The organism is Rhodopirellula sp. MGV (assembly GCF_002251265.1).
Lineage (GTDB): Bacteria > Planctomycetota > Planctomycetia > Pirellulales > Pirellulaceae > Stieleria > Stieleria baltica_A.
The window spans coordinates 216,795-243,208 of record NZ_NPDI01000001.1 but is presented as its reverse complement, the minus strand read 5'-3'; the positions used below and the strand labels follow the sequence as shown (position 1 = coordinate 243,208).

At 54.4% G+C, this 26,414-nt stretch carries 14 protein-coding genes; 7 read left to right on the top strand and 7 right to left on the bottom strand.

Going from position 1 to position 26,414, the window contains the following annotated elements; all coding sequences use genetic code 11:
• Positions 1–13 precede the first annotated feature (13 nt).
• A complete protein-coding gene (locus tag CGZ80_RS00760) occupies positions 14–679 on the bottom strand; it encodes a GntR family transcriptional regulator (protein WP_094410860.1) in 666 nt (221 codons plus the stop codon).
• 135 nt (positions 680–814) lie between these two features.
• On the opposite strand from CGZ80_RS00760, the gene CGZ80_RS00755 reads away from it, so the two are divergent.
• Together CGZ80_RS00755 and CGZ80_RS00750 are read left to right on the top strand one after the other, a co-directional pair.
• Positions 815–3,955: an efflux RND transporter permease subunit gene (locus CGZ80_RS00755; RefSeq protein WP_094410859.1), complete on the top strand. Its 3,141-nt coding sequence runs from the start codon at positions 815–817 to the stop codon at positions 3,953–3,955.
• A gap of 57 nt (positions 3,956–4,012) precedes the next feature.
• A complete protein-coding gene (locus tag CGZ80_RS00750) occupies positions 4,013–5,212 on the top strand; it encodes an efflux RND transporter periplasmic adaptor subunit (RefSeq protein ID WP_143543674.1) in 1,200 nt (399 codons plus the stop codon).
• Positions 5,213–5,293: 81 nt separating this feature from the next.
• Here CGZ80_RS00750 and CGZ80_RS00745 read toward each other — a convergent pair whose 3' ends face one another.
• Positions 5,294–6,262 carry an aldo/keto reductase gene (locus tag CGZ80_RS00745; protein WP_094410857.1) on the bottom strand — a complete coding sequence of 323 codons (969 nt, stop codon included), beginning with the start codon at positions 6,260–6,262 and terminating at the stop codon, positions 5,294–5,296.
• A 392-nt stretch (positions 6,263–6,654) separates the two neighbouring features.
• On the opposite strand from CGZ80_RS00745, the gene CGZ80_RS00740 reads away from it, so the two are divergent.
• Both CGZ80_RS00740 and CGZ80_RS00735 read left to right on the top strand, forming a co-directional pair.
• Entirely contained in the window at positions 6,655–7,257 is a 603-nt protein-coding gene (locus CGZ80_RS00740) for a DsrE/DsrF/DrsH-like family protein (RefSeq protein WP_094410856.1), read from the top strand.
• A 38-nt stretch (positions 7,258–7,295) separates the two neighbouring features.
• The gene (locus tag CGZ80_RS00735) at positions 7,296–10,118 is read left to right on the top strand and encodes a bifunctional diguanylate cyclase/phosphodiesterase (RefSeq protein ID WP_094410855.1); all 2,823 of its coding nucleotides are present in this window, start codon (positions 7,296–7,298) and stop codon (positions 10,116–10,118) included.
• Between the two features lie 4 nt (positions 10,119–10,122).
• Here CGZ80_RS00735 and CGZ80_RS00730 read toward each other — a convergent pair whose 3' ends face one another.
• Both CGZ80_RS00730 and CGZ80_RS00725 read right to left on the bottom strand, forming a co-directional pair.
• Entirely contained in the window at positions 10,123–10,512 is a 390-nt protein-coding gene (locus tag CGZ80_RS00730; protein ID WP_094410854.1) for a DsrE family protein, read from the bottom strand.
• Between the two features lie 68 nt (positions 10,513–10,580).
• On the bottom strand, positions 10,581–10,811 hold the full coding sequence (locus CGZ80_RS00725; RefSeq protein WP_094410853.1) for a sulfurtransferase TusA family protein: 231 nt from the start codon (positions 10,809–10,811) through the stop codon (positions 10,581–10,583).
• A gap of 325 nt (positions 10,812–11,136) precedes the next feature.
• On the opposite strand from CGZ80_RS00725, the gene CGZ80_RS00715 reads away from it, so the two are divergent.
• Positions 11,137–11,643 carry a DUF3592 domain-containing protein gene (locus tag CGZ80_RS00715; protein ID WP_094410851.1) on the top strand — a complete coding sequence of 169 codons (507 nt, stop codon included), beginning with the start codon at positions 11,137–11,139 and terminating at the stop codon, positions 11,641–11,643.
• A gap of 202 nt (positions 11,644–11,845) precedes the next feature.
• Here the strand turns inward: CGZ80_RS00715 and CGZ80_RS00710 are convergent, their stop codons facing one another.
• The 3 genes from CGZ80_RS00710 to CGZ80_RS00700 all read right to left on the bottom strand — a co-directional run bounded on the left by CGZ80_RS00710 (position 11,846) and on the right by CGZ80_RS00700 (position 22,363).
• A complete protein-coding gene (locus CGZ80_RS00710; protein WP_094410850.1) occupies positions 11,846–13,609 on the bottom strand; it encodes a ShlB/FhaC/HecB family hemolysin secretion/activation protein in 1,764 nt (587 codons plus the stop codon).
• A 382-nt stretch (positions 13,610–13,991) separates the two neighbouring features.
• On the bottom strand, positions 13,992–18,926 hold the full coding sequence (locus CGZ80_RS00705; RefSeq protein ID WP_158222497.1) for a beta strand repeat-containing protein: 4,935 nt from the start codon (positions 18,924–18,926) through the stop codon (positions 13,992–13,994).
• A 446-nt stretch (positions 18,927–19,372) separates the two neighbouring features.
• The gene (locus CGZ80_RS00700) at positions 19,373–22,363 is read right to left on the bottom strand and encodes an FtsX-like permease family protein (RefSeq protein ID WP_094410848.1); all 2,991 of its coding nucleotides are present in this window, start codon (positions 22,361–22,363) and stop codon (positions 19,373–19,375) included.
• Between the two features lie 285 nt (positions 22,364–22,648).
• Between CGZ80_RS00700 and CGZ80_RS00695 the strand changes: the two genes are divergently transcribed.
• Entirely contained in the window at positions 22,649–23,362 is a 714-nt protein-coding gene (locus tag CGZ80_RS00695; protein ID WP_409994527.1) for an ABC transporter ATP-binding protein, read from the top strand.
• Positions 23,359–26,178: an FtsX-like permease family protein gene (locus CGZ80_RS00690; RefSeq protein ID WP_094410847.1), complete on the top strand. Its 2,820-nt coding sequence runs from the start codon at positions 23,359–23,361 to the stop codon at positions 26,176–26,178. The genes CGZ80_RS00695 and CGZ80_RS00690 overlap by 4 nt, the downstream gene beginning before the upstream one ends.
• The last annotated feature ends 236 nt before the right edge of the window (positions 26,179–26,414 follow it).

Sequence of the window (26,414 nt, the reverse complement as noted above, 5' to 3'; positions counted from 1 at the left end):
CCGCTGCAACCGCTCAATCGCAAGCCTCCTGTTCGCTTTCGATTGATTCCGCAAACGAGTTCGAATGCTCGCGAAGCAGTCGCCCTAGCTCAACCGCGTCACTGTTTTCGATTGACGCGATCATCGCGTGGTGAGATTTCGCGTCGTCCAGGGGATCGGTCTGCCGTTGCTTGAGTCGGGAGTGTGTCCGGGCTTCGAATGCCAGCGACTCCCAAATCCGCAAGAGCACCGAGTTCGCCGACGCTTCAACGATCAACCGATGGAACGCGTGGTTTTGCTGGGCCTGGATCGCCGGGCGACGATTCTTTGCCGCAGACTCCATGCGTTTCACACATTCGCGGAGCGCCGGCAATTGCCCACAGAGCGCTGGGAGCGCCGTTTCGGCCGCTAGCGATTCCAAACTGGCACGCACCCGATAGGCCTCGGCCGATTCACGCGCGCTGACTTCACGGACACGCGTCCCCTTGTAACGTTCGGTTCGCACCAATCCGCTGGACTCCAGTTCCCGCAACGCCTCTCGGACAGGCGCCTGGCTGGTACCAAACTCTTTCGCAATCGCCAGCTCGGTGATTTTATCGCCTGGCTGATACGTTCGGTTGAGAATCCGGTCGGTCAAAGCGTCGCGGATCGAGTCGCAAACGCGTTCACGGACAAGCGGCGAGGTGGATTTTTTGGGCATAGTGGTTCGTAAAAGATTTGACCTGCAATCGATTATCGATAATCTTTAATTACCGATCGAGTCCGCTTTCGAGGGCCGATCCGTCGCCCTGGGCGACAGCTACACGGTCACTTTACATCAACGATCAAACAATCCATGTGGATAGTCGAACTGGCGCTGCGTCGGACATACACGTTTTTAGTCGCGGCAATTTTGATCCTGGTGTTTGGCTGTGTCAGCATTTGGAAAATGCCGACCGACATTTTTCCGGAGGTGGATTTGCCCGTCGTCACGGTGGTTTGGTCCTACCAAGGCATGCCCGCATCGGATGTCGAGCGGCGTATTGTGCTCAACAACGAGCGAGTTTTGTCGGCTTCGGTCAACGATATTGAGCACATTGAAAGCCAATCGCTCAATGGCGTCGGTGTGATTCGGATTTTCTTTCAACCCGATGCCGATATTGGGGCCGCTATCGCGCAAGTCAGTGCGACTTGCCAAACGGTGCTCAAGAACATGCCACCGGGAATCAACCCGCCATTTATCGTGCGATACAGTGCGACGAGTGTACCGATCGTGCAAATCGCTGTCAGCAGCGATACGTTGACGGAAAAAGAACTGTCCGATTATGCGGCGAACTTTATCATTCAACGCTTCGGGTCGATCCCTGGCGCTCGGGTACCACAGCCCTACGGCGGAAAGCCAAAGCAGATCATGGTCGATCTGGACCTGAATGCGTTGTACGCCCGCGGACTTTCACCAGCCGACATCAGCCGTGCCGTCAACGCCCAAAACCTGATCATCCCCGCCGGTGCTGCCAAAATCGCCGAAACCGAATTCAACATTCGCTTGAATAGCAGCCCCGAGCTAATCGAAACGTTCGAACAAATCCCGATTGAGACGAAAAGCGGTTCCCGCATTTTTTTGGGTGATGTTGCCACTGTCCATAGTGGCTTTCAAGTGCAAACCAACGTCGTCCGGCGAGACGGAAAACGCGCGGTCTTGATGACGGTGCTCAAAGGCGAAGGTGCTTCGACGCTGGAGGTCGTACGCGGCATTCGTGAAGCGTTGCCACGTATTCGTGCCCAACTGCCAGACGACCTACAGATGGACTTGTTATTTGATCAGTCCGTTTTCGTCGAATCGGCAATTGAAGGCGTTTTGCACGAGGCGGGAATCGCAGCTGGCCTGACCGCGTTGATGATCTTTGTTTTCCTAGGATCACTACGCAGTACGCTGATCGTGGTTGTCTCTATCCCTTTATCCATCTTGGCGTCTTTATCGATGCTGTGGATGCTTGGCGAAACGATCAACATCATGACGCTCGGCGGTCTGGCATTGGCGGTCGGGATCCTGGTCGACGATGCCACCGTTGAAATCGAAAACGTCCATCGGCACCTTCAGCAAAAAGTCCCGATACGACGCGCGATCCTGGACGGGGCACGGGAAATTGCCCAACCCGCGATCGTATCGACACTTGCGATTTGCATCGTGTTCATCCCGGTGGCGTTTCTAGATGGGCCGGCGTCGTATTTATTCGTACCATTTGCCATGGCCGTCGTGTTTGCGCTCGGGACAAGCTATTTGCTTTCGAGAACCTTGGTCCCCACGTTGATGCTAATGCTCGTTCGCCAGGAATCGGAACATGGTCCAAGCCGGTGGCCCAAACTTGCTCGCTGGCATCAAGCGTTCGAGAGCATCTTTAACAAGATCACCGCAAACTATGGTGAAAAGCTGGACAGGGTGCTCAACAAACCACGTCGCTGGTGTGTCCTCCTGCTCGGCATCATCGTCGGATCGCTCGCTCTCTTGCCGCTTGTCGGGAGAGACTTTTTCCCATCAGTGGACGCGGGACAATTTCGATTGCATGTGCGTGCCCCGGCGGGGACACGGATCGAAGAGACCGAAGTGATCTTTGGACAAGTTGAATCAGTGATACGCGAGATCGTGCCTCAGGACGAACTCGAATTGGTGCTGGACAACTTCGGTCTACCACCGTTTTTCACGACGATTGCCTACATTGACAACGACACCGTTAGTGTGTCCGACGGCGAGATTTTGGTTTCGCTGAATCCATCTCACGCACCAACGAACGACTATGTCCGCTTGCTGCGACAGGAGCTCCCCAAACGCTTTCCACAGTGCACGTTTTACTTCATGCCCGCCGACATCGTGGGCCAAATTTTGACGTTCGGCAAACCAGCCGCCGTTAATCTGCAGGTCGTCGGGACCAAACGCGAAGCAAACTTCGAACTCGCCAAAAAGCTCATGCAGCGTGTGCGAACGATCCCCGGCATGGTTGATGTACGACTTCGGCAAATCACCGACGCGCCGGAATTGAAAATCGATGTCGATCGGGCGTTGGCATCGGAACTAGAACTCGACCAGAGACAAGTTGCCGATAGCCTGCTTGTCTCGCTGGCTTCGAGTGTTCAGATCTCGCCAAACTTTTGGGTCAGCCCCGAAAATCGCGTCAACTATCGTGTCGCGGTCCAAACCCCACAGCGACGAATCGATGATGTCGAGTCGCTACTGCGCACGCCGCTATTCGGACAAGACGCCGAACAGACACAACTGCTGACCAACTTCGCAGGTTTGCGACGTGGCGAAACCGAAGCAGTAATCAGTCACTACAACGTTCAGCCAGTTTACGAGATCAGCGCATCGGTTGATCGCCGAGATCTCGCTGGCGTCGCGACTGATCTCCATCGCTTGATCGAGGAGACACAAGCCGACTTACCCCGCGGCAGCCAACTGGCACTGCGCGGCCAAATCGAAAGCATGGAAGAATCATTTCGCGGATTGTTGGGCGGACTAGTGTTCGCCATTTTGCTGGTCTATCTGTTAATGGTTGTCAATTTTCAGTCTTGGCTGGACCCGCTGATCATCCTCGGCGCCCTACCGGGATGCCTTAGCGGAATCGCATGGAGCCTGTTCGTTTCTGACACCACAATCAGCGTGCCCGCTTTGATGGGAACGATCATGTGCATCGGAGTTTCGACAGCGAACAGCATCCTGGTCGTCAGCTTCGCCAACGCACGACTTGCTGACGGTGCATCGACACACAATGCGGCGCAAGAAGCTGGCCAAACTCGGCTGCGTCCGGTCGTGATGACAGCCCTGGCGATGATCGTTGGCATGCTGCCCATGGCAATCGGCGCCGGTGAAGGCGGCGAACGAAACGCTCCGCTCGGCCGTGCGGTGATCGGTGGATTGCTTTTGGCAACGGTCTACACACTCGTTTTTGTTCCGCTGCTCTTTCGTTTACTGAAGCGATCCGACAACCAGCCGGCCGCGTGACCGCCGCAATTGAAAACGCTGAAGACCACACCGTCCCTACACTTCGAACTTCAAACGATGACACTATCCAGCAATGCGAAAGCTTTCCTCAGCTCAGTCACCACGATTTTGGCAACCATTGCAATCCTCGGTGGTCTCTTTGCATTTGGAGCTGCGCCGAAAATCAGTCGTCGCGACAAAGCACGTGCAATCGCACTTGATCACGCAACGCGTCCACCCCGTGTTACCGTTTCTAAAGTCGGCTTGACAGCTCCGTTCCACACATTTGTCTTACCTGGTAGCACCGTCGCTAATCAGGAGACCAGAATCTATGCTCGGGCCAAAGGCTATCTCGGAGAACAGCGAGTCGATATCGGCGATAGTGTTTCGGTTCGAGATGTGCTTGCGGTGATCGAAGCACCTGAGGTCCAAGCCGAACTCGATGAAGCAAAAGCATCGCTGTCACAATCACAAGCGGAACGACAACGCATCGATGCCGAACTAGGACTATCAAAAATACGCTTCGCTCGCGAGCAGAAACTCAGCCAAAGCCAAGCGACTTCGCAAGAAACGGTCGATCAACGAGAAGCAGAATACAAAGTCGCCTTGGCGGCCCAAAAAATGGCGTCGGCAACGATCGACGCGCGGCAAGCTCAAATCGAACGCCTGAAACAACAGATTCGCTTTCAAACGATCGAGGCCCCATTCGATGGTGTCATCACCGAACGAGCTTACGACGTGGGGGCGTTGATCACGGCAGATTCACCGGAAGACGCACCGGGGCTGTTCCGCCTTTCCGAGATTGATCGCCTTCGCGTTATCGTCGAGATCCCACAGCACTACGCCACAGCAATTTCGGTCGGGGACGAAGTCGGGATCTTTCGCGTCAACAACCGACAAGACCGTGTCCTTGCGTCAGTCACTCGTACTTCACGATCGATTTCTCCTGATGCCAGGACACTTCGTGTCGAAGTGCAAATTCCCAATGAAGACCATCGATTGCTTCCCGGGATGTATATCGAAGCGGAATTCAAAGTCAACCAACCGAGCCGCGTCCTGATTCCATCCGGAGCATTGATCACACGCGGAAGCGGCACCAAGGTAGCGGTCCTAGCCCAAAACAACACCGTTGCCTATCGAGACGTCACGGTGCTCCGCGATCAGGGTTCATCACTGGAATTAAGCGCCGGACTGGTCGGAGACGAAACGTTAATCATTCGCCCTGGTGATGACTTCAAAGAGGGGACGGTCGTGGATCCGGTTACGACACCGTCATAACCGCCGGCCAGAGCGAAATGCTGTGGTCGGTGGTGTCGACTGGAAAATAGGTCACCGAAAACCGTGTCGCGACGTTGACGATCATTCGACGTTTTGCGTTGTCGCGCTTGCCATATCGAGTTGTTCAACCTGTGCGTCGCTCAAATTCATGTCAGCAGCCTTCACAAGTTCCGATAGCTGCGTGACACTCGTTGCACTTGCGATTGGTGCGGTGATGCTTTTTCGGTGCATCAACCAAGCGAGTGAGACCACCACAGGTTGGCTTTGTTGGGCAGCTGCGACTTCGTCAAGTGCTTCCAAAATCTTGAAACCGCGCCCATTGAGATACTTTTCGCCAATCCCACCTCCACGAGCGCTCTTACTCAAGTCGTCTTTCGAACGATATTTGCCTGTTAAAAACCCACTCGCAAGCGAATAGTAGCTGATCACTCCAAGGCCTTCTTGGACACACAGCGGTTCTAATTCGCGTTCAAATCCTTCACGATCAAACAGGTTGTATTCTGGCTGCAACGAAATGTACGTTGGCAAGCCTTCGGATTCGCTTTCCTTAATCGCTTGGGCCAATCGATCCGCCGAGTAGTTTGACGCACCAATCGCGCGCACTTTGCCCGCCTTGATAAGTTCATCGTATGCCAACAGCGTCTCTTCGAACGAAGTGTCGGCATCGTCTTGGTGCGATTGATAAAGATCGATGTGGTCGGTCTGCAGCCGGCGCAGGGAATCCTCAACGGATTTTAAGATGTAGTCCTTCTTTAGTCCTTGCGAGCCGTCTCCCATCGGCATCCCTACTTTTGTTGCCAAGACGACTCGATCACGTTTGCCGCTCTTCGCAAACCATTTCCCAATGATTGCTTCGGATTCGCCACCCTGATTGCCCACTGCCCAGGCCGAATACATGTTGGCTGTATCAACACAATCAAAACCGAAGTCAACGAACGCATCGAGTATTTCGAAGGACGTTGCTTCATCAATGGTCCAACCGAAAACGTTTCCGCCAAGTGCCAACGGTGCGATGGAAAGTCCTGATTTACCAAGCTGATTCTTTTGCACTATTCGGTCTCCTAAATGGGACGCGTGATTGATCAACGCGACGTTGTCGCATCGCAGGCGTTAATAGCACCTAGCAAACTCTACTAAACCGCCAAGTTGCCCCCCGCCATCCACGTTGGCTTGCCGGTGAGGTCGCGGGACGAACCCAGGTACCCACAAGACGGCCAACAACCACATGCCGTCATGGTGTCGGTCGCCCCTCACGCAAGTGGCCACCGAATAAGCGTCAGATCGCGGAAGTTCGCTACATTCGATAGCTGCATTCGGTGTTTCCGCTGCTTTGGTTCGTCGCCAATTTTATCGTTCTCCAACGGCATCACAGATTTCTACAGCGTTGAAAAAACGGATCAACGCGTTGGATGGCCCTTGGATAACGAATGCCGAGTTTGAGCATGCACGGAACAACCCCCGAAACGCTTCACGAAGTTCTGAGTGGGAGCGAACAACTCAAACGACTTGAGAACCAAATTGAAAGCCTGCAACGTCAAGTCGCACAGCTGACCGAAACGACTTCTGATACCAATCAACTGAACCTCGTCGTTTTCGAAGGCTATCAAGATCGTCTACTCGCTGCCTTTGTGATAGCGACGGGCGCGGCGGCCTGCGGCATGGACGTTCGTATGTTCTTTACGTTCTGGGCAACTCCGGCACTTCGCCGAGGTGGAATGTCCGCCGGCAAAAAATCGGTGATCGAAAAAGCATTCGGCTGGATGCTGCCCGCATCGGCGAAGCGAACCAAACTGTCGCAGATGGACTTCGCAGGGATCGGCCGAGCGATGATGCAGCGTGAAATGCGTCGCAAGAATGTTGCGGACCTGGAAACGTTGATTGGCACCGCAGGCGACCTCGGTGTCAAAATCCAAGTCTGTGAAATGTCGATGCGATTGATGGGTATCGACCGCGCCGAGTTGATCGACTATCCCGACATGGACTACTGCGGCGTCGCGACCTTCGTCAGTCAAGCAGCGCAAGCCAACACGACGTTGTTCATTTAGGCGGACTACTGAAGCATCAGATTTTTGCAGTCCAAACGATGTCCCAACCCAACGTCGCCCACAAGAGCGCCCCGTCCAGTCGCAGCCCTATCGAACAGCTCGAGCAGATCGATCGATGGGTAAATGAGATTCAAGAATGCGATTCGTCCACCGAGCCATCTGACCTGAAACTGAGCGTTTCAGATCTGACGTCTTCGCTCGTCCATCTCCGCGAGATGTTGACGGAACGTGATATCGAACTCGAACGATCGCGACGACAGTCAGAGTCACTTGCCGTAGCGCAAGCGGACGCGATCGTGCGTTCCGCGGAAATTATCGACGAACTCGAACAAATCAAGAAAGAGCTATCGGATGCCCGCAGCGCTGCGGAGCAATCCGCCAAAGATACCAAACGCCTTGCCGATACGATCTTTGAACGCACCAGCGATTCGGTGATGGTATTTGACAATCAAGGTTGCTCGGCATGCAACGACAACGCACTCGAGATGTTCAGAGTCTCGCGTGGCGAAATGCTGCACTCGGGACGTGGATTTTTCCATGCCCTCAAGCTCGATGACGGAACGGACGCTAGTGACACGTTAAACACTTGTCTTCGCGAAACAGACCAGGGCCAATCCCAGCATTTCGAGGCGCAAGTCACCAGACACGACGGAACAACGTTTTGGGCCGAATTCACATTCAGCCCGTTTGTCATCTCCGGTGGCGGACAGATCCTTGCGATCGTTCGCGATATCACTTCACGAAAACAGTTCGAAGCCGAACTGCGTCGGCATCGTGACTTCCTCAATAAAATTGTCAGCGCTGTCCCGGACCAATTAAGCGTTCGTGCCTCGGACCACCGCATCGTCGTTGCCAACCGTGCGTTTTTGAACGCACATGGGGTAACCGAGGACGAGATCATCGGCAAGTTGCCTGATGAAATCGATGTCCCCGGACTCCGAGAATTTGATCCACAAATCGATGCGTGCTTCGCCGGTGACGTCCCCCAATCGACTTGCGTCGACAGCTGGATCGATGACCAAGGCTGCAAACACTATTCGGCCAATCGATATTCCGCCTTCACTGACGAGTCAAGTTCGGACCGCTTTGTAATCGCAACATCGCGGGACATCACCGACGACAGGCACCGTGAACATCGCCTTCAGTTGCTCGCAAGTGTGTTCGAAGAATCAGCTGAAGGTGTCGCGATTTTGGATATCCATGGAAGGATCTTGGAAGCGAATCCGGCATTCGCGAGAATGACAAATGTTGGGACCGGCGATGAAATTGCGGGCAAGCGATTTGCCGATCTGATCCATGTCGAAACCGATAGTATTCTGCGGCATGTTTCCAACGCTGCGAATGGCAAATCCTGGTCCGGCAAAATTCGCTTGGCCAGCGATTCACAAATCTCGCAACACATGCAACGGACCTTTTGGGTTTCACTCAGCCCAAGCGACGGTAACGTTGACCGCCAAATTATCGCCCTCGCATCGGACATCACCGAACTGGAAAACAGCCAAGCACAACTTCATCACCGCGCAATGCACGATAGTTTGACAGGCTGTCCCAATCGCGCATTCTTTCGCGAGATGATCGTCAACTTGGTCAATCGCAAACCGTCTTCCAACGATGTTGCTGAATCATTTTCGATCTGCTTTCTCGACCTGGACGACTTTAAACACGTCAACGATTCAATCGGACATGCCGGAGGCGATCAACTTTTACAATTTGTCGCCGACCGCATCATTGCCGTCGTAGGATCTGACGCGTTTGTCGCCCGGTTCGGCGGTGACGAATTTGCAATTCTGTTCCGAGACGTCCATTACGATCTCACGACTCAGGAACAACTACTTGCCGAGTTGATTAACGAATTCAAACGTCCGTTCGCATTGACCGAAGCGGAAGCCCACGTCGGACTGAGCATCGGCGTGACTCGGTTCCCGCAAGACTCGACAGATACCGAAATGCTGATGAGCTATGCGGACACAGCAATGTATTCTGCTAAGCAAGCGGGAAAAAACGCCGTCGCCTATTTTGAACCGTCGATGAAGCAACAGGTCGACATGCGACAGCAGGTACAAACCAAACTGCGTGGTGCGATCACCAATGGCGATGTCGAACTACACTACCAACCGAAGGTCAATGCCACGACAAAGGAACTGGTTTCGTGCGAAGCACTGGTCCGATGGCGGGATAGTGAAGGACAATTCGTCCCCCCAAGTACCTTCATTCCCATCGCCGAGAATTCGGGCCTGATCAACGCGTTGGGAGAATACGTGTTTGAATCCGCCGCAAAGCAGGCACGCCTTTGGCATGATCAGGGCAAACCGCTACGCATCGCCGTCAACGTGTCTCCGATCCAACTTCGCAGTGTCGACTTTGCACATTCACTGGTGCGGATCCTTGAACGGACAGGAGCAGACCCCGAATGGCTGGAACTTGAGATCACCGAAAACGCGATCATGAGCAATGTCGAACACTCAACCATGGTCATCGATAAACTAGCTGAGACGGGGTTCCGAATCGCGATCGACGACTTCGGTACCGGTCACTCCTCACTTAGCTACCTGAAGACGTTTAACGTCCACACCCTGAAAATCGATTTGTCGTTTATTCGCGACGTGGTACACGACCGATTTTCACGTTCGATCGTGCAATCGATTATCTCCTTGGGACGGGGACTTGGACTGACGATCGTCGCCGAAGGTGTCGAAGTCATCGAGCAAGTCGAGTACCTCGCAAAACTCCGTTGCGACGAACTACAGGGGTATTTCTTTGGCAAACCGATGCCAGTCGTCGACTTCGAAAATTGGCGAAAGCAATATTCGCCTCGTGAGAAAAAGCCAACGATCACGCCGGTTCGCTGTTTCGAGTGGTAGCAGACTAGAACGACATGGTCGTTCCGCCGATCGCCAAGTCCAATACCGTCGTGAAGCCACCGATTTCGATCCCTGGGAGCTTTTCGATTTCGAACTTACCGCCAGGCGGCCCCACGCTACAGGTCGTATGGCAGACCGAGCAAAGTACGATGTGGCCGTCCGCTGCGAGGTACTGCTCGATGAGCTCCGAAAGCGGCGCGAATCCTTGAACGGCGATCCCAGTGGAACTTCCTTGATAACCCCAAACGGCGCCATCGCTGGTAAGGAACACCGTCGTCGGTCTCCCTATGGCCAAGGAAGCGAGCCCACAAGAAAACGCCATCGTTGCGTTCTTCCCATTGTCTGACTTACCCGACGTCAAAATAATGACGACGCGATCATTCGTTTTCGACATACATGCTTCTAGGTGAGGCGTGATTGCGAGACGGCCCGCAAAGTGGGAGGGGTTGCCCGTCGATTGCGTTAGTTCTTAGCGAGGACAACGATTGCGACTTGCTCGTTCTCGGTCTGCTCGAAGCTTTCGATGGTGTGCCCCATGCGTCTTGCCCAAGCCTCCAAGTCTGGCTTGAACGCCAGATCGGTTGCAGTGACCTCGATCCGATCTCCCGGCTCTGCGGCTCGAGCGGCTTTGGTCAATTCAACGATTGGCATCGGGCAATTCAGCCCGCGGCAGTTGAGAGTGTGAGTATTCATGCAAGTGAAATCGTCGCGGCCGACCGTCGACTTTTCAAAAACAACTCCTTTCCCAATCGCAATCGACTTCCCAACGTCCAACCTCCGAATTGTCGAGGCTGGCACGGATGATTCGGAGATTCGGTTGCTGGCGTTTGCAGCGAATTTGGACGACAGACACGTTTCAGCAGGAAGATCGCAACCTGGAGATTGATCAATTCGTTCGCAAATTGCGCCTCGAAGTCTCCGTCACGCAGCCCTACCAATGCAGTCCATTCCTACGTAAAACCAATAATTCGCCGATCCCGGTTCTACTTCGCAACTTATTTACGCAACGTCGACGACAATGAAATTGATGTGGGTCATCTATCCTTTCTGCGCGATCTTCATTCTCGTCGGTGTTGGAATCTGTCTCTCTACACTGCGTGGAATTGCCAAAGGACAAGCTGTTACTGCTTGGCCATCGACCGAAGCCTCAATCGTCAACTGCGGTCTTGAGTCTCATTCTGATTCTGAGGGAGGTCTCTCACATCAAGTCACCGTCGAATATGAATACTCCGTGGTCGGATGCACCTACACCGGGACTAAAATCCATCCGACATACACGTCATCGAGCTTCAAGGGACATCACGCACTTCACCAAAAACTCAGTGCGGCAAAGGTCGTCCAGATCAAATACAACGAAGCCAATCCAGAAGAAGCCTACCTATTTGGCGGCAACTTCAGCTCAGCCTATGCCGGCTTCTTTGCCGGAATGATCTTCGCTTCCGCAGGACTTCTCTTTCTACTCACCTTTCATTTCGCGGTCACCGGAAATTCCGACTACGCCGCAGCCTTGAACGTGCTCCGGTAGCGGCGCTGATCCAGTCCGGTGCCGAGTAGCTATCACCGTGACGAGAGAGCGATTGCAATATCGCCGTCGAATTCTACAACGCTGATCATTCGCGGAATCTTGGGTGGAAACGGAGATCTTCCCACACCCAATGATTGGCCGCCAAGTAACGACCAATCAATCAGCATTTTACCTAAAGCGCCAATAAGGTACCTGACACCTTTTAGGGGCGGGGGCCGAAGAAGGTGACGAGGCCGATGTGGACTCGGTCTCCAGCGTTGGTGCCTTGGACGTCGTTGAGGCCGCGGCCGTAATCGAATCGAAGTGATGCCGATTGGCCGAAGGCGACCCGGCAACCGACGCCAACGCCCGCGAGGAACTGCTCTTTCTCTTCGCCGGGAATGCTGTGCAGGATAAAGGCTTGCCCCATGTCAGCAAACCCATACGCTTTCACCGTTCGTTCCAGCTTTCCGCAGCCGGCTGTCCAGGTTTTTGGACCGAACTCGAAGTTGGTGATCCAGCCACCATCGCCACTGGCAACTCGCTGATCATAGCCACGAACCGAATCGTATCCGCCAAAACCAATCGTTTGGCTGAACAACAACCGATCGCTGGAAATTTGCCCCGCCCCTCGGAAACTCATCTCATAGTCGCAGGCAATTTGGCGACGCATGTCAAAGTCCGTTCGCCAATACACATAACCCGGTGCCGTATTCTGACGAAGACTGTTAAACGCGGCTGCGTTGTTTTGCGATGTAAACCCGCCATCAGGTCCGTAGTTCAATGACGTGTTGAGACGGGCATAGTCACCGTTGTCTTCACGAACAAGCGCCAAGTATCCCAAGCTGAGTTGCAACAAGTCGGCGGCAGTTGTCGATGCGTTCAAGGAACCAAATTCCACCGACGTATTCGAAGACTTGAAGTCAACTCCTGTGTACCACGCACGCTCTTCATGCGACGTGCGTGTCCAATAGTGGTACCCCCGTGAACCGACCTGCCATGCTTCTCCATCTTGCGTGATCGGAGCTGGCAAGTCCGGCACCGCAGAGGCCCAGCTTCCAAACAACTGTAGTCCGTACTCGCGGCATGGATCAACGTTGTAACTCAGTGCATGTGCGTGCAACCGTGCAAAGTCCCCGTCCGCAGTGTATTGATACCCAAGTATGCCGTCTTGCCCAAATAGATTGCCAATCAAAACACCGGCGAACAGGCGTTCCAAATTCAGTGCCCTGACTCCAGTGTCTTCATACCCGGTATAAGCTCGCATCGGAAAGACATCTTGAACTTCAAAGATCAAATCTGAAGTTCCGTCGCTGGCTCCTGGCTTGACATCCAAACCGACTTTTCGAAAGGGACTGCGATTGAGCCAATACAAATCTTCGGAAACCCTTGATTCATAAATGTGTGCCCCAACACGAGAACACGTAATGTTCTTGCGAACCAAACAGGGATCAACCCAGCATCCGCCTGCGACACGAATGGCACCAATCCGCGACTCGGTGATCACGATTTGTACCGTCCCGCCGGTGATCTTTTGCTCTGGGATCATCACGTCGACAATTGGCTGCCCACAGCGCTCGTACACCGTGATAATGTCGCGAGTCATCTGGTTCAAGTTTCGCAACGTGATCGCAGACCCAAGGTACTTTTCAATCACACGATGAACGCGCGATGAATTCGCAAGTGATGATGCATCGATGATCTCGGAATGGATTCCCTCGTAATCCGTGAATGCGGCCTGCGGGTCCACATCATCCCGATTCGGAACCAAAATCACCGCCTCAAGCGAATCGACCAGCACCACGTCGCTACTCGGTGTTTCGACGTCGCTTTCGGTAGGAAGTTCCAAGTCGAACTGCCCTGATTGCCAAGGTTGATAGACCTTGGGTTGATAGCGCTCAAAGTTTTGGGCCATCGCAGTGCTGCCGAACAGCACGCTTAATGCGCAGATCTCTCCCGCCCATTTCCAGAAACGTTTTGCAGACATCCTGTCTTGCCCCTAATGACTTCCATGTCAATCAATAAACGGCGAATTCCGGTGACGTGTTCCGAAGAACAGTATCCGCCGTAGGGCAGCACGACAGCGCATCAACTGTCAGACAATCGAACAGCGATGCAACCCTGCCGGGCTACTCTAGCGACCAAATTCGGCACGAATAGCTGATCCCATCATGCAGCGCAATGTGGTAGGTGCAACTCGCACAGCTCAACCAAGATGCATGACCAGTACAGATTACGCCGAGGAACCCTCGATCTGGCTTGCCTCAGACAGACCTCACAGCAGGTGTCGGCGTCACACCACATCGATGGGCTCGAACAGTAACCGGCTCGAACATGCAATCACGGCGACGAACTAAAAGCGAGTCGTGTTACGAATCGGAATCGTTGCTCTCATCGTCGTCGTTGCCGTCATCACGCCGCTTGCGGTCCGTAATTTCCACGCTCGAACGGCCTCCAACGCTGACCTGCACAGCACCGCCACCCCCACTCAGCATACGAGGTAACGTCATCAGCGCGTTGTTGTACCGCGTCCACAAGTCGTTGACCGTTTCGTCGTTTGGTACGTAAACGGTATAGACCGGGTTGACCAAATTGATCGCATAGTTGGTGGCGTCATAGCCAACGCCAAACAGCGTATCGATGCTCATTGAGTAGGAACCGACAATTGCCGAGGAGGGAAGACCCTCGCTCAAGACGGAAATCTCATTGATAAGGTCTCCGTTCTTGAGACCAACGATGACGAAATCTGACGTCACGGATTCACCTTCGGTCCCAACAAGCTTGCTGGACGTTAGCAAATAAACGTCCAGCGGTGCCGGAATGACATTCATCGAGCCGTCGAAGATCGAAATACTGTAATTCAACGCGTTGAAATTGGCTCCCGTTGGCGTCGAACCGATGATCGTGTATGGCCCACCCGCGACTGTCGCCGTGGCGACGGCACCGGTTGAAGTCATCAACAGATTGTCGATGGTCTGATTGTTCACTAAACCGGTAGCAACAAATTCGTTTCCTGTCCAAGTGAACAAATCACCAAAGGTCTTGGTCTGGTTGCTCACCGAAATATTCAACGTGGCAGGGGTAATGATGTGCCGGCCGTAATTGGTAATCAAGACTCCCGGCCCCGTCCCGTAGGTCTCGCCGTTCCGATACACCTTGCGTACGAAGTATCCGGACTTCAAGTTGTCGCCATCGACTTGTAGCGTGTACGTCCCGGCGTCGGTTTGCTCGTCGATGTTGGAATAGTCGACTTGTAAACCAAGGTCACCGACCGAGGTCGCCCCGAATAGCACCGAAGGGTTGCTGAGCAGGTCAACCGTCGCAGGCGAAGTGATCACTGCACCATAGACACTTGTCGCATCGATAATTTGAACGTCCAAGCCGATTGGTGCTGAATAGAGCGACCAGTTGTTCGACAAGGTGCCGACGTAATCACCAAAGAATTCGTTCGCCGGGTCACTTGGACCCGCAAAGTTAGTCGGTGGAGAACCGGTCGCATTACCACCGTTAAGCAGTGCAGAAGGATCTAGATTGTACGATGACAGAGAAGGAGCGTACAAACTCAATTGACCATCATCGCTGAAGTCCGCACTGACAAGGATCGATTGCGAATCAATGTTCAGCGAGTAGGGTTGGTGGAAGTCACCGCCCGTACGATTTTCGTTGTCTTCGTTGAAATCAGCTATCCCAGCGAAAACAGATGTGCTGCCGCTGGCATAGGTTCCGCTCGGATCGACAAGATGCCCAACGTGTGCCTTTTGCAAAGTGACGTTCTTGCCGCCACTGACGGTGACGTCTCCCGATACGGTTTTGCCCGTGTCATCGCCACCCAGGTCATCGCCATGTCCGATCGCAGCAAAGAACGCCCCTTGCCCGGTCAAGTTGATATCGCCCGTGGTCTCGATCGTGATGTCGCCGCTGGCCGTCTGCGTTTCAGTTCCCGTGAACGCATAACCGATTTGTGCGCCCGCCAAATTACTGGCATTCACATTCAGCGTCCCCGTATCGATCGTTGTGGTGCCGTTCGCTGTTCCAATCCCAACATGACTGGTTTGTGAGCCATTCCCAACGGTGGTAACTTGTGTGTCGACCGAGACATCGCCACTGACAGTGTGCACGTCTCCGTTGACTTCCAGACGGCTGCTATCCAAGGTAATGTCACCATCGGTGGTGACATTTCCCATAATGATCCGGTCATTGCCTGGATTGCCTGTGCCGCCAGACACAAACGTTGTCGAGACATCAAGGTCACTGCCACCGGTCAGGGTCAATGACTGAATGTCGGTCTGTTGCCCGCCCTCGAGGATCAGGTTTCGATCCATCGTTGCATTCACTTGTGTAGTTCCGGGCGAAATCGCCGAGACATGCTTGGCATGCAAGGTGGCGAACTGCTGAATCCGGGCGAGTTCACTGTCGTCAAGTTGGACAGCGCCCGCCGTGCCGGTCCCGAGTCCTAAGGTTGTCGAGCCGCTCTGGTTGATCGCTGCGTGACCGGCGGTGATTTTTAGAGTCTTGGTGTTATCATCGGTGGTTACTTCACCATCGAACGCAAGTCCGCTGAACACTGTCAGGTTCAACGCTTCTGGAACCGACACGTCCGCCAGTCGCAGCGAATCGCTCAAAAAGTTAACGGTCCCGGACGTGATCGAACTGAAATCTAGATTGTTTCCGGGGCCAGCACCGGCGATGTCCATGATCCCGTTCAACTGTTCGTTGTGCAGGGTCAGCGTTTCGAACCCACTTAGCAAAGCGAACTCGGAATTGTCGATTGTCCAGTCACCTGGCGAGGCCGAACCGACGGCCATTCGGTTCACACCGGCATTGAAATCCAGGTCAGTGGTATCGATGTCACCCATCACAGCATTGGTGATTTGAATGTCGTTGCTGAACAACTGAAAGAGGTTGCTATCGAGGCTGACTCCGTCGAGATGAATCAATCCGTTCGAATTGTTTAGCTTGATGCGACTGCTGTAGTTTCCGGTAAAATCCTCCGAGACTGTGATCACGCCACTGCCCACCAGGACATCAAAGGCGTTGTACTGGCCGAGGAAATCGAATTCGTCGGCCGTCACGTTCAGCAACCCTGCCGTACCATCCCCGAGACCGACAGTCCGCGTATTGCTCATCGATTGCAGGTACAACGTCCCTGCATTGGAGGTCTTCGTCAGAGCATTCTGCACATTTAAGCTGTCGGTGTACAAACTCAGGCTTTCACCGATCGACAATCGATCGATATCGATTGACGATCCACGCAGTGTCACACTATTGAAATTCAGCCCCGCATCGACGATCGAAATATCGCTTCCGGAAGTCGTGTTGTGTCCCATTTCAAATTGGCTGAATCCTGTGATTCCGGCCAGGATGGATTTTGAAAACTGCAAGCTTCCGGCACCACTCCCCAAACCGATCGTCTGATTCGCTTGGCCGATGAATCGAAAGCGTCCACTGCCATCAATCGGACCGGTGATCGTCAAGTCATCCGATTCAATATCGAGAGCCTGCCCGTTGAAACGGTCAATATTCACATTGTCACCGACAACTCGAATCGCAGATCGCGCTCGGCCGGTGGAAAGCATGTCGAGATCAAAATCACTGCCTTGGATTTCTCCAATCGATACGTTCGCGAGTGTGTTGTCGCTCAAATTCAGAACACCGGTCGCGTTGTCACCAAGTCCAACGGTTTGGTTGCCTGTCGCGACCAACACATCAAACGTCGCATCCCCCACCACATCCAAGGTGTTCGCGTAGACGGTCACATCACTCAGGCCACCTAGGCTACTGTCGATTTTCCCAGTCGCAGTGACGGTCACCGATCCGGTCCCCGCGTTAATATTTACCGCGGCGCTACCCGTACGACGATCGCGGATTTCGCCGCCGATGATGATATCGACTGCGCCGTCACCTCCGCCTTCTTCTTGAATGGTCAATAGTGTTTTGGAACCATCGGTCGAAAACTTTTCATCGCCGCCAGGTGAGTCTGTGGGGAAGAGATCCACATCGATACTGATCGTATCCTGTGCGACGATCGTCAAATTGCCCGAGCCCCATTGTGCTCGAATCGCATCTTGGTTCGCCGCGTCCAGGGTGAACGTCGCGGGATCGAGCAGCAATGATCCGTGTTGGTATTCAGGATTGCTGGCCAACAGCGCGACGTTGCCCGTAAACAGCAAGTCCTGCTTTCCTGAAACTTCAGCTTGTCCGCCGTCGCCATCCCCCAGTGCGCGAGCATTAATCTGGCCCGCGAATTCTGTTTTTTGATCCGCCCAAACGACTGCCGTCCCGGCATCCCCGTCAAGCGTCGAATCGACACTGATCGTCGAATCAGCCGAGACAGTCGTGTTCACCGCGTTGGCAACTTGCGCGTCTTTCCCTTGCCACCCGCCACCGATGCGAACGTTGCCACCGCCATGTTCGCCCGAGGCATCGATCTCGCTCGCAAGGATTGAAACGGAGTCTCCGGTCGCGATCACGCTGCCGCCTGTTGCCCCACTGACATCAACCGATGCACCGCTAAGCGTCGTGTTTCCGGAGGCGATCATTTCAACGTGCCCGCCCGCTTGGCTGCCGTCAGGATTTTTCAAAGCCGCAACGATGTTGGCGTCGTTGACGATCGCCCCGTTGGGATTGACCAAGTAAACTTCTCCGCCAACCTCCAGACCGCCAATCGCCCGCATATCACCACTGTTTTTAATTAGTGATGATCCACCCGAAATCCCATTGCTGATTGTCTCCAGGTCGGCTTGGATATAACGCCCACCGCTCATCTTCAATTGGCCGCCGGTGGCCAAGTTGATCACGCCGGTTGTCTCGATAGTGCCATTATTGAACACCTGAGACGCGATCAAATGCGCTCCACCATCACCAGTGTTGATGTGCCCATTGTTGACGATTGAAGCGGCTGATTGACCACTGAAGGTCAAATCGCCATTCATGAATCGCTCGTTACTGATGTCCAACGTCGTTGCCGTAAAGCCGTTGGTATTGATGACCCCCGTGCTGCCAATGACAACCCCGCTGGGATTGGAAACGAAAACATTTCCGTTCGAGGTGATTGCCCCATTGATCAGCGATTGGGGCGCGTTGCCAACGACACGATTCAAGACTGCCGAGGTCGAATTGAGCTGATCGAAGTTGACAGTGTGACCAGCTCCCACAGAAAAGTCATTCCAGTTGATGACCGCACGATCGGTAGTCGTCGTGATGTTGGTCCGATCACTCAAACTGCTGTCAATCGTTCCCACGCCAGCAACGATTTGGCCACCGACTGGCGACTGTGCCAGCAGCGAATTGGAATTCCATGACATTCCAGGCATCGAGCAACTTGCCAAGATCGCACACAACATCGCCCGTTTGCGACGGACGTTTCGGCAAGTGTTTTTGCGACGTTTTGAATTGCGGAACAATTGACCGTTTGATCCACGTCCGCTCGCAGTTGCCCCGATACCGTTCATCTTTTGCCCCAGATGTGCCTACCTACAGACTCCTCGTTTTCACAACGCGGAAGTCTTGCACACGCGGAAGATTCTGGAGAACAGGAACAGTCAAGTATTTCGATGCGGTTTACCTCGCTTTGCTAGATCCCTCCCGACTGCGACAGGCTGAACTTTCAAAGTTTGCTTCATTGAAATCTGACTTTTGAGATTCTGATAAGAACAGTCGAACTGATGGATGACCCTCAGCTTGTTGCTCGAGTCGCACCAACAAACTGAACCCTTTGCGAAGCACCAAGACAACCATAGGTATTTGGCCGCTAGGAGGCTGCACGCCCAGATTGAAGAAGTCGAAGTGGTTCGCTTCGCCCGGTTTTAATCGCGGGCCAAAGTCCGGCAAGTAAACACAACAACAGTGTCATCGCAAAACCGATTGCCAACTGACCCCAAGGGATCATGAATGAAGGCGGGCCGGCGAACCATCCGCCAAACTGCGCCATACCCACACCGCACCAACCGGCGACGAGTCCGAAAAACAGGCTTAGCAAACAGGCTGATAGTGCAATCAAGCTGGTCTCAGCAAACACCAAACGCACCAACTGGCTTCTACTGACGCCGATTGAACGCATGACACCGAACTCCCACGTACGTGCACGCACGGAAGCGATAACCGTATTCGCGATTGCAAGTGACATGATTGCCAAAGTGACTAGTGGCAGATAGCTCATTCCCCAAATCATTCCGTCGGCACGCAACTGGATCGCCTTCTTGACGTTGCTGGTTGCGGTCATCCTGGCAAACGGTCGGTATGCTTTGACCGTGCCGACACCTTCGGCCAAAAAGGTTTCGCCGCTGCGTCGCTCCGCAATCGCTTGGAACTGTGCTTCGACGCTTTCCAGATTCACGTTGTCGTCGAAGTTCACCCAGAAGAACTCCGTCCGCTTCAAGCGAAAGTCGCTATGAACACGATCGTGGTTGGCAAACAAAATGGCCCCGGTACGGACGAAGTGCCGACGAACCCCCGAGAACTTCGTGACCCATTGCCAACCGGGTAGTGATACCACCCCGGCAATTTTGTAGGTAGCACGCTGGCTCTCGTCAGCGGGTAGAAGGAACGGAACCTCGTCACCGATGGTCAGGCCCGTTGCCATCACGAAATCTTGCGATACGACACAGCCATTTCCATTGTTGATTGCATCGATTGCGGATTCCGCTGTGCCTTCGACAAAGTTGACTGACAAAAATGGATGCTCTCCGCCAAATGCTCGCGCTGCGTCCAAACCACACACGACGCCGTTGTCGCCAAAACGAAGACGACTTGGTGGCTCGCCGCCTTCCCAATCGAATTTGGCCTGCTCGATCGCTAGCTCCATGACTTCGCTCGACTTCACGCCGTCGACCTCAGGTACTAACGCAGCGTCCTCGTCCGTCAAACCGACAGGGTGGAACGCGACCAGTGCATCGGGCAACCATTCACCTGGTGTGAACGGTACCAACATCGAATAGCCCCATGTCTGTGTCGATGCATACAATCCGAGTCCCACCGACAACGCCAGCGTCGCACCAACGCTTCGCCACAGATTGCTGGAGAGCTGCGTCTTCATCATCCGTTGATCAAGTCGCATCAGGCCTGTCACCACTGGCCCCAAAACGCGTTCACAACCGACAACGACTGCAGGCGCAAGTAGGATCATCCCCAAGAGCAACATGGGATAGGTGACGAATGAGTAGCACCAAGTTCGCCATTCATCCGACATCGGCAATGCAAACACTGTGATCGGTGTGATCGCCGACAAAACCAGCCCGATCACTCCAAACACAATCCACCAAAAAGGACTTGGCGTCTTAGGACGCGTCGACATCGCATCGAGCGGTTTGATTCGCATCGCCCGCCAAGCAGGAAGGATCGCCGCCGCGGTCGCGCCGACCAAAACCGTAATTGCACTCAGCGAGAGACTCGTCCACCCCAGCATCGCACCCGAACTAAATAGCCCCGGCAAGATGCGGCTGCCGATGAGAACCATCAACCAACCGGCCAGCAATCCACCGATCCAACCCAAGAACGCCAACACGATACTCTCGATCGCGATGATGCCCGCGATCTGTGATCGAGTCAGTGCGACTGCCCGAAGCATCGCAAACTCGCGTGCACGTTCGCTGACGCCCATACTGAGTGTCGAAAAAATGATAAAGATCGCGGCAAGCGACGCCATTCCCGTCGCGGCCCAAGCTTGTGATTGCTGCCCCGAGATCGATCGCCCAGATTCCATGCCTTCACGAACCGCGGCGAAGTCGATGATTTTTAATGGCGGCCGGTTTGCAGCAAGTTTGTCGTCCCAAACCTCGCGAAACTGTTCGACAGACACCGCGTCTCGAATCGCAATTTGCAAGACTTCGGGTCGCACGGTGAAGCCATTGATCCGATCGGCCACCACGGGGCGAACGTAGATCGCATTGGTTGGGACGCCCTGCGAAAAGCCACCTGGCAACCCGATCTCGGTGCTTGCTTCGTCGCCTTTCGGTACCGAGTTCATCTGCTTAGTAGGGCCACCCTGTTCCGGGCCACCGCGACCTTTGCGGTCAGGACCACTGCGACCGGGTCCGCCGCGTCCCTGTCCCCCGCGTCCCTGTCCGCCTCCGCCTCGCGGGCCTCTGCCACGACCACCACCGCCCAATGAGGGTGCTTGCGGGGCTTGTTCGATAATGCCGACTAATTCCAATTCGACTTGGTTGCCGAACGTTGTCACCAATAGCGAGTCGCCGACGGAGAGTTTCATGTCCTTGGCAACGTCTTCGCCGACGACCGCCGCGGCAACTTGGTCCTCGCCGCCAAGCCACTTGCCATCGACAAGTTCATACGGCGATGAAATCGCGGGTGTTCCAACCAAAGTTGGACCGACCGGAGGTGCCCCGTTGACCGGCGGCCGGTTGCCGATCAGCAGCCCCAGCGAGGACTCCGGATCCTCTTTGTCGTTCTCCCGTTTGACACGTGTCGCCGACACACGAGAACTGCTGACGGGATTGACTTCCAAGACCCCGGCATCTTGCTGCAACGCTTCGATGAGTTCTGGTTTGATCGTGGCTTTGGGGGCACCAGGTGGACCTCCACCTCCCATTACCAAAACGTCATAGCGCCCAAGATACTTGCCGGCATTCTCATCAAAATGTGACACCAACGCGTCATATCCGCTAACGACCCAAACGAGCGCGCATGTTGATGCGATCACTCCTAGTGCGGTGATCACCACCCTGCCCGGATGCAAGCGCATTTGTGATGTAACGAGCTTGGTGATGAAGCGAAGTCTGATCATAAGGAGGTATCGACAGTAGCTGAATGCAAGGCGTGAGACGAAGTTGGAACGCCGATTGCAACCACTATGCCAATGTCGTTCGGACGATCGAATCGCGAGTGTTTCCTGCATCGTATGTATGTCGCTTCAATACTCGCGACGTTTTTTTCGGCATCGGCGATGGAATATCCGCCTTACCGATTTTGGATCCGAACAGACACCCATCCACAACAGCCCCTTCCTTCTGGCAATCATTCTTCAGTGACTCTCGCTCTATCCTCAGTTCCACTTGATGTCCAACAAGTGGTGAAGACCTATCAACAAGGCAATGCCACCATCCACGCGCTCGACGGTGTCGACCTGACTGTTAAACAAGGCGAGTTTGTCGCCATCATGGGTGCAAGCGGATCGGGAAAAAGCACCTTGCTGCATGCGATTGCAGGACTGATCGATGTCGATGGCGGTAGCGTCACGATTGCCGGGCAGGACTTGTCGTTGCTCTCCGATGTTCCGCTAACCAAATTCCGACGTGACAACTTGGGAATCGTTTTTCAAGCTTATAACTTGATCCCAAGTTTGACCGCCGAAGCAAACATTCGCTTGCCTGCCAAAGGTGGCACCGAACTGGATCACCGCGTTGATGAACTGTTGAGTCAACTCGGAATGTCGGAACGCCGCGACCACAAACCCGGCGCTTTGTCCGGTGGCGAACAGCAACGGATCGCGATCGCGCGTGCTTTGGTTTGCAACCCGGCGATCCTATTGGCTGACGAACCGACCGGCAGCCTCGATTCTGTCACCGGAACCCAGATTTGTCAGTTGCTCCGCATGCTGGTCGACCAACAAAACTGCTCCATCGTGATGGTGACACACGAAGCCCACGTGGCGATGTGGGCCGATCGAATCTGCGTCTTAAAAGACGGTAAGAACCTGGCCGAGTTCGCAACCGACGGGAGCCGTGACCCTCAATCGGTCGCACAACAGTACCAGCAATTGCTCGGTACGGAGGCCATTGCGTGAAAGTCTTCAAATTGGCAATCGCGTTCCTATTTGAACGCAAGACGCGAGCCGCATTGACCACGATTGCAACGGCAACCGCCGTTTGCATGGTGATCTGGGTTACTAGCAGCTATGAAGCGTTGCACAAGACGTATGACGAATACGCCAACTTGGCCTTGGGCCGCTATGAGCTCGCGATCGCACCAATCAGTGGCGACGACACACACTTCATCGACGCCGATGTGTTGAAGCCACTTCGCGACGACGAATCTGTCGCAGCTGTTGACCCGATGTGGGCCGGTCGCGTCGCACTCGCTGAGCAACAAAACTTCTCTGGCCCGAAGCAGGAGTCGCCCCGGCGACGCGGCAGCAGCATGGGGATGCGTGGCGGTCCCAGTAGTGGGCCCAGCAGTGGACCCGGAGGTGGGCCACAAGGACGCTTGCCGAGCCTGATGGTGATGGCAACCGACGCAACGGAGCCTCCTTTCGAAATGGCAGACGGCCAGTGGATCGCGCCGGAGAACGCTGACGGTGTGGTTGTTCGGGCCGATGTTGCGAAGCGTCGTGGCATCGCCCTTCATGACCCGATCAAGTTCGAACTGCCACGTCCCGACGAACATGGCGAGTTACAACGAACTGCGACGGTCATTGGGATCATGAACGCGCCGACGTTACCTGGGGCCGAAGCGGCTGGAATCCCGATGCTGACGCCCAGCTCGGGCGAAGTGTTTGTCCCGATTACGATGGTGGAACAGATCAGCGGGGCTCCATTCCAAATCAGTTTGCTAGGCGTCTCAGTCAAACCGAACGCTGACATCAACCGGTTCCGTTTCGGTTGGGCACCAAAGCTGAGCGACTACGAAGTCCCGCTGCAGTTTCAAGAGGCGTTCGAAATCGAAGAAGCTCTCGACCAAGCGGCCGCGGCGCAAAACGTTCGCATGCAATCCTTCGCGGCAACCGGCATTGCGATGCTGGTGGCGATGTTGGTCACCTTCTGTTCGCTCAGCATGGGTGTTACCGAACGGATTCGCCAATACGCGATCTTGCGAGCAGTCGTGCTCACGCGTGCGCAAGTCGCTCTGCTGATCATCATCGAAGGCCTCACTCTTGGAATGCTCGGCTTGTTGGTGGGCACAGCAATTGGCTGGAGCTTACTGAAGACAGCGGAAATTCTGTTCGGAAGATTGCTCTATCACGGCGTTGGCTTCGGCGGCGGAAGCTTGGCATTTGCCGCAATCGCTTCATTCGGTGGCGCATTGTTTGCGGCGATCATTCCGGCCTATCGTGCGACCCGCGTCAAACCGATCGATGCGATGGCACCACGGCACGAAGGCAGCTTGGGTTCCACGGTGACTTGGCAAAGTATCGCGATCGGATTCGCGTTGATCTCCACCGGTCCGATTCTGACGTTTGTGTTCCCACCCAGCGAGAAAGGAGTTTGGGTCGCAATGGGCGGCGTCTTCATTTGTGTAGCGATCGGCTTTGTCGTTTTAGCTCCTTCGATTGTCGTGCTTGTCGATCGTTGCTGCGGAGCTCTGTTTGCGAAGGCGTTCGGCTTTGATGCAAAACTGCTCGCCAGCCAATTGACCAACAACGTTTGGCGTACCGTTGGTGCCGCTGTATCGATGGCCTTCGGGCTGGGGCTGTTCGTGGGGATCCAAGTTTGGGGATTCACGATGTTGGAAGCATTTATTCCCGGCGAGTGGACACCCGATGCGATCGCGGTGATCAAACTCGGCCTTCCTCCTGAAACCGCCGTCACGATCGGCCAAATGCCAGGTGTGGATGCTCGGCGTTGTTTGCCACTCGTTGTCGAGCAACCGCGACTGGTTGACGACCTCACACACAGCGCAGAAAGAGCTTCGGTTACCCGTCAGGACAACGTCGTCATCGTTGGCCTAGACCCCGCGGCAGCTCTCGGTGGCGAACGCCCACTCTTGGAATTCGAATGGGTCGCAGGCAATCCAGAGGACGCAATTGCTTTGATGGAATCTGGCCATGCATGTGTGGTTCCCGATCACTTCCTCGCGGAAACGGGACTTCACGTTGGTGAGACAATCGCATTGGATCCCCCGCGAAACTCCGGGCAAACGGCAAGCTATACCATCGCCGGCGCGGTCCACCTCAAGGGCTGGCACTGGCAAACCAAACTAACTGGCCTGAGAACCAGGACTCACCGCGCGGCCGCACTCGTCTTTGCCGACTTCGATTCCGTTGCAGGCGATTTTGATCTGCCACTCGCATCCCATGTTTGGTTTTCCTTTAGCGATGACCAAGCTGATGTGGAATCAATCCAATCATCGATTGAAAAACTCGTCGCAACCGTTTCCCAAGACACGAACCAAGAAGAATCAAGTGTTCGTGTCGTCCCAGTCCAAGGGATTCGCGATCACTTGCAGGGGGCCGCACGAAGGTGGCTGTGGGTGATCAGTGTCGTACCGCTAGTCACTTTGTTGATCGCATGCCTGGGAGTGCTCAACGTGATTCTTGCATCCGTTCGTGCGCGACACTGGGAACTCGGTGTGCTACGCTCGATCGGATTTACGTCTTCAGAACTTGCCCGCGCGATCCTGGCCGAAGGCATGATGATCGCATTGATCGCTAGCCTTTTGAGCGTCGGTTTTGGGATTCTTGTCGGATGGTGCGGCGCCGGACTGGCACAGTACATCAGCTTCTTCGGTGGATTACACCCACCCATGGTTCTCCCCTGGCTCCCAATTGCATCCGGTGTAGGACTCGTTTTGTTGCTTGGGATTCTTACCGCCGCGTGGCCGGCGTACTCCATCCGTCGTACGCGTCCGATGAAGCTCCTTCAATCGGGTGGAGATCTGACCTAGGCGGTTGATTGTTCACTCGCGACGAAATTTCCATCGTTGGTTTTCATAGTCCGTCGCATCGTTGGATGCAAACAACCGCGTTAGCCGGGCTTCACAGCAACAATCATGCTTTGATTGCCCGAGCCACTCCGTATTGCTGCCTTTGGCACATCGCTTGCGAATGGATTCAGCTTGCCTGTTTTGCGTGTCTGTCATTTTCGATTGCAAGACAATCCCCCCTTACTTCTTTGACAATT

What these genes read in the sequence shown, in the direction of transcription:
- CGZ80_RS00760 (WP_094410860.1), bottom strand. Translation starts at nt 679, where the DNA reads ATGCCCAAAAAATCCACCTCGCCGCTTGTCCGTGAACGCGTTTGCGAC.
- CGZ80_RS00755 (WP_094410859.1), top strand. Translation starts at nt 815, where the DNA reads ATGTGGATAGTCGAACTGGCGCTGCGTCGGACATACACGTTTTTAGTC.
- CGZ80_RS00750 (WP_143543674.1), top strand. Translation starts at nt 4,013, where the DNA reads ATGACACTATCCAGCAATGCGAAAGCTTTCCTCAGCTCAGTCACCACG.
- CGZ80_RS00740 (WP_094410856.1), top strand. Translation starts at nt 6,655, where the DNA reads ATGCACGGAACAACCCCCGAAACGCTTCACGAAGTTCTGAGTGGGAGC.
- CGZ80_RS00735 (WP_094410855.1), top strand. Translation starts at nt 7,296, where the DNA reads ATGTCCCAACCCAACGTCGCCCACAAGAGCGCCCCGTCCAGTCGCAGC.
- CGZ80_RS00730 (WP_094410854.1), bottom strand. Translation starts at nt 10,512, where the DNA reads ATGTCGAAAACGAATGATCGCGTCGTCATTATTTTGACGTCGGGTAAG.
- CGZ80_RS00725 (WP_094410853.1), bottom strand. Translation starts at nt 10,811, where the DNA reads ATGAATACTCACACTCTCAACTGCCGCGGGCTGAATTGCCCGATGCCA.
- CGZ80_RS00715 (WP_094410851.1), top strand. Translation starts at nt 11,137, where the DNA reads ATGAAATTGATGTGGGTCATCTATCCTTTCTGCGCGATCTTCATTCTC.
- CGZ80_RS00710 (WP_094410850.1), bottom strand. Translation starts at nt 13,609, where the DNA reads ATGTCTGCAAAACGTTTCTGGAAATGGGCGGGAGAGATCTGCGCATTA.
- CGZ80_RS00705 (WP_158222497.1), bottom strand. Translation starts at nt 18,926, where the DNA reads ATGTCATGGAATTCCAATTCGCTGCTGGCACAGTCGCCAGTCGGTGGC.
- CGZ80_RS00700 (WP_094410848.1), bottom strand. Translation starts at nt 22,363, where the DNA reads ATGATCAGACTTCGCTTCATCACCAAGCTCGTTACATCACAAATGCGC.